This is a genomic window from Schinkia azotoformans (genome assembly GCF_035811335.1).
Lineage (GTDB): Bacteria > Bacillota > Bacilli > Bacillales > Bacillaceae_J > Schinkia > Schinkia azotoformans.
In genome coordinates this window covers 1-4,893 of record NZ_JARSMD010000069.1, presented here as the reverse complement: position 1 = coordinate 4,893, position 4,893 = coordinate 1, and the positions used below count along the sequence as shown (strand labels likewise).

Annotated in this window: 7 protein-coding genes and 1 tRNA gene; 5 read left to right on the top strand and 3 right to left on the bottom strand. The window is 31.4% G+C overall.

Going from position 1 to position 4,893, the window contains the following annotated elements:
* The 4 genes from P9E47_RS22845 to P9E47_RS22830 form a co-directional block, all read left to right on the top strand.
* On the top strand, positions 1-543 hold a 543-nt coding region (locus P9E47_RS22845; protein WP_326165183.1), incomplete at its 5' end, for a phage portal protein.
* Positions 544-1,094: 551 nt separating this feature from the next.
* Complete coding sequence (locus P9E47_RS22840) at positions 1,095-1,238, top strand: hypothetical protein (protein ID WP_326165181.1); 144 nt, start codon at positions 1,095-1,097, stop codon at positions 1,236-1,238.
* A gap of 71 nt (positions 1,239-1,309) precedes the next feature.
* On the top strand, positions 1,310-1,648 hold the full coding sequence (locus P9E47_RS22835) for a hypothetical protein (protein ID WP_326165178.1): 339 nt from the start codon (positions 1,310-1,312) through the stop codon (positions 1,646-1,648).
* 12 nt (positions 1,649-1,660) lie between these two features.
* Positions 1,661-2,302 carry a hypothetical protein gene (locus P9E47_RS22830; protein ID WP_326165177.1) on the top strand — a complete coding sequence of 214 codons (642 nt, stop codon included), beginning with the start codon at positions 1,661-1,663 and terminating at the stop codon, positions 2,300-2,302.
* A 157-nt stretch (positions 2,303-2,459) separates the two neighbouring features.
* Here the strand turns inward: P9E47_RS22830 and P9E47_RS22825 are convergent, their stop codons facing one another.
* Together P9E47_RS22825 and P9E47_RS22820 are read right to left on the bottom strand one after the other, a co-directional pair.
* Positions 2,460-3,374: a tyrosine-type recombinase/integrase gene (locus tag P9E47_RS22825; RefSeq protein WP_326165174.1), complete on the bottom strand. Its 915-nt coding sequence runs from the start codon at positions 3,372-3,374 to the stop codon at positions 2,460-2,462.
* A gap of 122 nt (positions 3,375-3,496) precedes the next feature.
* Positions 3,497-3,569 (bottom strand) — tRNA-Ala (locus P9E47_RS22820).
* Between the two features lie 267 nt (positions 3,570-3,836).
* Between P9E47_RS22820 and P9E47_RS22815 the strand changes: the two genes are divergently transcribed.
* Positions 3,837-4,280, top strand: coding sequence for a hypothetical protein (locus P9E47_RS22815; RefSeq protein ID WP_326165171.1), 444 nt, complete (start codon positions 3,837-3,839; stop codon positions 4,278-4,280).
* 48 nt (positions 4,281-4,328) lie between these two features.
* Here P9E47_RS22815 and P9E47_RS22810 read toward each other — a convergent pair whose 3' ends face one another.
* Entirely contained in the window at positions 4,329-4,463 is a 135-nt protein-coding gene (locus tag P9E47_RS22810) for a hypothetical protein (protein ID WP_268869830.1), read from the bottom strand.
* Positions 4,464-4,893: the final 430 nt, after the last annotated feature.

The following is a 4,893-nucleotide window of genomic DNA, read 5'->3' as shown; positions in this document are numbered from 1 at the left end:
GTTTCTTGGGTCCATTATAAAGTAGTTGGTGGAGGTATTACATTAGATGACGGCTCGGACTTTAAACTTGTTAGTAATGGATTAGATTATCAATCATTTGAAACGATATATAAGACGTTATTACAATCGTTATTAGATATAAGTAGTACACCTGCGGTATCAATGAATAAAACTGATATTAGTAATTTAAGTGAAGTTAGTATTAAGTTATTGTTCTCATTGGCTAATATTAAGGCAGGGTTTAATGAGCAGTACATAAGAGAGGGATTAGAACAACGATTCGATAAGATTAGACGATTGTTAGAGTATCGGGGAATTGTGTTTAGTGATGATGATTATGAATCATTGGGAATAGTGTTCCAGTATGCTATGCCAAGTAATGATAAGGAAATCATTGAAAACTTAAAGACATTACGTGATATGCAGGGTATTAGTATTGAAAGTGTATTAAGCCATTCACCATATACAAGTGATGTGAATATGGAAATGGAACGGTTGAAAGATGAAGGTAGTAAAGTGGATAGGACAAATGAAGGGGAATAGAATGTTATTCCCTTTCTATATGTAGTGTTGTGATTGGTGGAATTGATACTATATATTGTAGATATTATTTTCTGTGAAACATTGTGTGAAACATTTAATAAAAGTGTAGGAATGACAAGGGATTGAGTGAATAAGATATATATCCAAAAAGTTTCGCCTGTTATTATATTCTTCGTAGAAGTCATTTTAAAAATAGTAAAAAATAGGTGGCTATCCGTCAAATTTTGGGGGTTAGATAAATCAATTCACTATTTAGTACATACGTTCTTATTAATGATTAAAATTGACTACATACTGTCCTAGTAAGTGGTCTAATTATACGAATGTTTGTTCTGTGTATACGTAACCCGAATTATATCCCATTTATTTTACCAATTAATTTCCATTGTAAACCAAAATACAGTAGATTATTTGGTATGGATTTGTAATTAATTGTAAGAATGATGTGATATATTGAGTACCCCTAAACGCTGAAATGTGGCTCTAGCATACTAAATTTTTCACACCGATAAAAGTTTTCTATTATCCACCTTCATAGAAGTAAATTTAAAATGGCTAGATGTATTGTTGAGTTAGAGAGAATTTATGGAATTGGACACGGTGGAGATAGAAAATCAAGTTCGAATAATTCAAACTTGATTAAATCCCAAAAGGACATAGCAGGACAATTAAATATGATGTTACCAAAACAGTAACCTGATGCAAACATTATTACTCTCAGGTCTATCTGCACCTAACCTATATTAAATAAGAAAGGAATGATACTATGACAAACTTGCAACGTCTACTATTAGAAGTAAAAGGAATAAACCTTCAACAAGATGAATTATCTATTTACTTACAAGAAAATGGATTACAACCCCATGACGAATATATTCCATCTAGCCAAGCAAATAAAAGAAATATTTACCGTACTGCATTGTCCATTCTTGAATCAATTGCCAATAATCCTAGCACAATGAAGAATTACAAAATGGATGATACGACTATTAGTGATTTTGCAGACAATATTCAAAATAGAATAGATCAACTTGAACGTAAAATTAGAACAATGCCAATAGATGAACAATCTGATAGTAATTTCTTCATGTTGTTCAATTCGTAAAGGGGGTGCAATATGTTTAATATATTTGAAACTGGAACGGATGATATTAATTATTTAATTGAAAATGCAGGTACTAATATTTTAGTAAACGGAAATTCAACAAGAGCCATTATTACTAATACACCACTCAATGAATTTTATGATGGCAAAAAGATTACTACACTATCATTAATTAAACGTGGGGATATTGTTGTTTATGAAAATAGTAAATATTTAATCACAAGTGAATCGGACACAATAAGAAATAATAAATACAAGTCAATCATGCGGAAATGTGAATTTGAGATATATATTAAAATAGATGAAATTAAAACTCCAAATGGGAAATATGATTATCTCGGACAACCTGAATATGACACTACAGAAATACATGAATTGTTTCCTGTCATTGTGGATAGCCAAACTTTTGATGTTCAAAATGGTCAAGCCATTAATATGCCTATTGGTACTATTTTAGTAAGTTTTCAAGACAATGGTAATACAAATTTTATTAAATTAGACCATAGATTTATTAAATTCGGTAATCCTTGGAAAATTGTGGGTATAGATAGAACGAAAAAAGGATTAGTTACATTGACTGCGGAAATAGGACAAATTAGTAGTTATGATGATATTGAAAATGAAATTGCATATGACTATGAACAAGTTACATAAAAAAGGCAGGGAAATTAATCCCTGCTTTACTTTAATTATCATAGAATCCTGATTCATGTAAATCTAATAAAATTTTTAAATATTCGTCTGATTCGAGATAATACTTGTCTGTTTCATCATATTTCATAATATATTTTAGAATCATAGTATTCACTCCTTACAATAAATCATTTAATGGGTTGTATGTGTCAATAGCGTCTTTTAATTCGTGGGCAAAGTAACCAATGTACCCTTGAGTTACGGAAATTTTTGAGTGTCTAGCCAAAAGTTGAACTTCACGTAAATTAGCACCATTCTTGAGTAGATTCTTAATGTATACGTTTCTCATGACATGGGGCGAAAAGTCGCCTTGTATATCAAGATTCTTTTTTAATCGTTTAAATACCATTTGTATAGCATTTTTTGTAATACGTTTCTTTTGTCTAGTTACAAATACCGCTTCGGGAAACTTAATAAATTTTTGTTCAAGATAGTATTTCCAATCCAATAATTCTTTTGCTAATGATTCTGATAATGGGATAGATTGTGCTTTACGACTTTTACTTGTCCGAATGGAAATTAACCGACCTGTTAGATCAATATCAGACCAATCAAGATGTTCAATTTCATTTAATCTCATTCCAGTACCAATCATAAATAATATTAATGTGTAGTTTCTTCTTGAATCAAAACTATCTTCACGTCTCTTAATTCGTCTAAGATGGGATAATACTCTTTGTATTTCAGAATCCTGAATCATTTTAGGTTGTGTATCTTGTTTCATACGTTTGATTTTGTGGGTGAAATCTTGTTCAATCATTTTTTCTTCTATTAACCATGATGACCAAGTACGTAACATTTTTAATTTACTATTAATACTTGTTGGCTTGTTGTCCCTTTCATCAATACAATACTGTAAAAACTGTTTAATTACTCTTGGGGATAAATCCTCTAATTGTTCAATACCTTGTGTGGATAACCATTCATTCAATGTCTTAAAAAATATCGTGTAACATTCCAGTGAGTTAGTGGTTAATCCTTCAAACTTTTTTTCCTGATAAAATTCCTTTTGTGCCATTTCAATTAGTGACATAAAAAAAGACCTCCATTCATTTTCTGAATAGTGGTCTTGATTCGTTAAAATAAGGTTACGTTTTGACTACTTGTCCATTTTTGTTATGGAAAACGTTGAATCCCTTGTGGTTTTGTTTGGTATGGAGACAATCGGGATCGAACCGACGACCTCTTGCATGCCATGCAAGCGCTCTCCCAACTGAGCTATGCCCCCATATTACTATTAACTTATCGAGTTTGATTACAAACCCATGAGATTATTTTAATAGCTGATTATTAAAATGTAAAGCTTTTTCAATTATCCACACTCTACCCACAGGTTGTGAACAGAAATGATAAATTTATTAACAACCCGAAGTTACCTATCCACAAGAACCGTCTATTTATCCACAGAATATCAATATATGTTGAAATTTGAATTTTTCTAGAGCAGATAACTAACAATATGATAGTAACGATAGATAGAAAGGGTGCAATATTTTTGTATAGTAAGGTTATATTTGTACTACTGTGGAGTGTAATCTTAGTTGGGTTTCTACCCGATTCTCCTTCAGCTATGGATAACGGAAGTAAGGATGAAAGAACAGTTCTAGACCCAAAAGTAATTGATATAGAAACTAGTCCGGTTCCGATGGTCAACCAATGGGTGACATTGCGCCAACGTTCAACGGGTGAATTACTTATTAAAGTAGAGACGCTAAATACTAAAGAAGTAAGATTTTGGACAGTACCGGTAAAAAATAAGTCATGGCAGAATTCATGGGAACAACGGAAGCTTATAAGTATTGATCAGGATGGCAGTGATGGGTGGTCCTCAACATTCTTTTACGGGCAAGAAAATTTACTTATGTTCATTGTGGTTGAAGCGATCGGTCACAACGGACAAACAGATAAGAGACCATTCTATGTTGTCTACCGAAAATAAGAAAAGAAAATAGGCTAGTTACTGATCAAATAGGGTAGCTAGCCTTATTCATTCTGCGGGTTTATCTATATCGATATTATCCTCAGTGGATGATGCCGCATATTTATCAAAATAGTGAAACGAACAAAATAGAACGATTAGACCTCCAAAAGGGATAATATAACTAATTATATTTTTAATCATTTATTAACCTCCTCAAAATTATCTAAATAATAGGTAAGCATCTGTACTTAATAAACAATATTGTATAAATAGTATATAAAGATTATAACATTTTATTCCAGTTAAGTGAAAGCGTTACCATAAAATAAATCTTAAATACTATTTTTATTTTAAAAAAGGCTATTTTTTGGTTGACTACTTGTGTGGGTCGTGTTATATTAGGAAAGTCGCTGTAAGAACAGCCAATTGTTTTGAAAAAAATGTTTAAAGCAAACAAAAAAGCTGTTGACTTCCACGAAGATAAGTGATATGATAAATATTGTCGCTGAAATAAATCGGCTGACAAGATGAAATGATCTTTGAAAACTAAACAAAATGTCAAGCGTGCAAATAAAGTTGAACTTTAAAGTTCAACACCAAGTCAGTATTAATTTTGAGCAATCAAACACTT